The sequence below is a fragment of the Paenisporosarcina sp. OV554 genome, assembly GCF_003058165.1.
GTDB lineage: Bacteria > Bacillota > Bacilli > Bacillales_A > Planococcaceae > Paenisporosarcina.
The window spans coordinates 1-1,296 of sequence record NZ_QBUC01000075.1 but is presented as its reverse complement, the minus strand read 5'-3'; the positions used below and the strand labels follow the sequence as shown (position 1 = coordinate 1,296).

Annotated in this window: 2 protein-coding genes; both read left to right on the top strand. The window is 38.0% G+C overall.

What is annotated here, in order from left to right; all coding sequences use genetic code 11:
- A partial coding sequence (locus C8K15_RS19985; RefSeq protein WP_146173693.1) for a spore germination protein occupies positions 1 to 215 on the top strand: 215 nt, incomplete at its 5' end.
- A gap of 15 nt (positions 216 to 230) precedes the next feature.
- A partial coding sequence (locus C8K15_RS19980) for a Ger(x)C family spore germination protein (protein ID WP_233260594.1) occupies positions 231 to 1,296 on the top strand: 1,066 nt, incomplete at its 3' end.

Genomic DNA, 1,296 nt, shown 5'->3' with positions numbered 1-1,296 from the left:
TGCATTTATGCAGTTTACGTTCTTTTGGCATACCATATATGTCTCCATTAGCTCCATTTAATATTTCGGATCAAAAGGACACGTTTATTCGTTTGCCTAAATGGAAAATGTTTACTCGACCTCGCCTAATCAATCAACAAAATATGACTCGTCAACAAGATTCCGCCTCTGCAAAACCACAACCACCCAAAAATGAGGAGTATGAAAGGGAGTAAACGATGAAAAAGTGCATGTTTGTACTCCTGATTCTCAGCCTCTTTCTTACGGGGTGTTGGGACCGGAGGGAATTAAATGAGCTCGGCATTACATTAGCATTAGGAATCGATAAAGTAGAAGATGAATACCAAGTAACTGCTCAAGTGGTTGTACCTTCTGAAATATCCACGAAATCAAGTACTGGGCGTTCACCGGTAACCCTATTTCAGGCGAACGGGGAAACGGTATATGAAGCTCTTCGAAAAATGACAAAGAACTCGCCTCGAAAAATATATCCTGGACATCTTCGAATGCTTGTGATCGGTGAGGATTTAGCTGAAGAAGGTATAGGCGAATCCTTAGAGTTACTGTCAAGAGATTGGGAACTTCGATCTGATTTTTATGTTGTTATTGCTAAGGATATGACCGCGGAAGAGATACTAAATGTCACAACAACTCTTGAAGCCATCCCCGCTAATAAAATGTTTAACACGCTTAAAGCGTCAGAAACTGCCTGGGCCGCAACGAACGGCATTATATTAGATGAGCTGATAACAGATCTAACAAATGAAGGAAAAGAAGCGGTATTAACGGGGATTCTAGTAACAGGGGACCAAGAAATAGGAACAAGCAAACAGAATGTGGAATCGATTACTCCTTCTGCGCGAATTCAATATGATGATTTAGCGGTGTTTAAAAAAGATAAACTGTTGGGCTGGTTAACTGAAGAGGAAAGCAGAGGGTATAATGACATCACCAACTCAGTGAAAAATACAGTAAGTGTAATATCTTGTCCTAAAGAAGGAAAAATTTCTATAGAAATCATTCAGTTAAAATCTGACGTTAAAGGTAAAATGAATAAAGGAAAACCCGAAGTAGATATCAATATTAAAGTAAAAGGAAATGTAGGGGATATAGAATGTCCAATTAATCTTACTGAACCAAAAACAATTACTGAGCTAGAGAAAATCACGGAAAAAAAATTGGAAGATAGTATTAATCAGACCATTGAATCGGTACAAAAACAATATGAATCAGACATATTTGGATTTGGTGAAGCCATTCATCGATCCAATCCGAAAGAATGGAAAAAGATTAAAG